Origin of the sequence: Lactobacillus delbrueckii subsp. delbrueckii DSM 20074 = JCM 1012, assembly GCF_001433875.1 — a bacterium.
Taxonomy (GTDB): domain Bacteria; phylum Bacillota; class Bacilli; order Lactobacillales; family Lactobacillaceae; genus Lactobacillus; species Lactobacillus delbrueckii.
Map to the genome: position 1 here is coordinate 1 of NZ_AZCR01000132.1, position 503 is coordinate 503.

1 pseudogene is annotated in these 503 nt (G+C 45.1%); it reads left to right on the forward strand.

The features are described 5' to 3' along the window. A pseudogene (locus FD23_RS08815) lies at positions 1-503 on the forward strand (IS30-like element ISL7 family transposase); the annotation flags it as partial.

The following is a 503-nucleotide window of genomic DNA, read 5'->3' on the forward strand; positions in this document are numbered from 1 at the left end:
CGTGTAAACAAGCGTATCCTGGGACGAAGCATCGATGAACGTAGTCCTAGAATCGAAAGCCGTAAGGACTTTGGTCACTGGGAATGCGATCTGGTTCTTGGACACAAGACTAAGGACGATGATGTGTTGCTTACTCTGTGCGAACGAAAGACGCGTCAGTTCTTCATGATCAAGATCGAGGATAAGACCTCAGCTAGCGTTATGAAGGCATTTGATAAGCTTCGAGAGTACTACGGATCCAAATGGAATCAAATCTTTAAGTCTATCACAACCGACAACGGATCTGAGTTCGCAGATCTATCCGATCTTGAGCAAGTTTCCAAGACTCTTGTGTACTACGCTCACCCTTATACATCCTGTGATAAAGGCAGCGTAGAACGGCACAACGGGCTTATCAGACGCTATATTCCCAAGGGAGACCGTATGGATAAGTATAGTGTGGAAGATATTGCTAAGATCGAGGTATGGTGCAACTCTCTTCCTCGGAAGATCTTAAACTACAA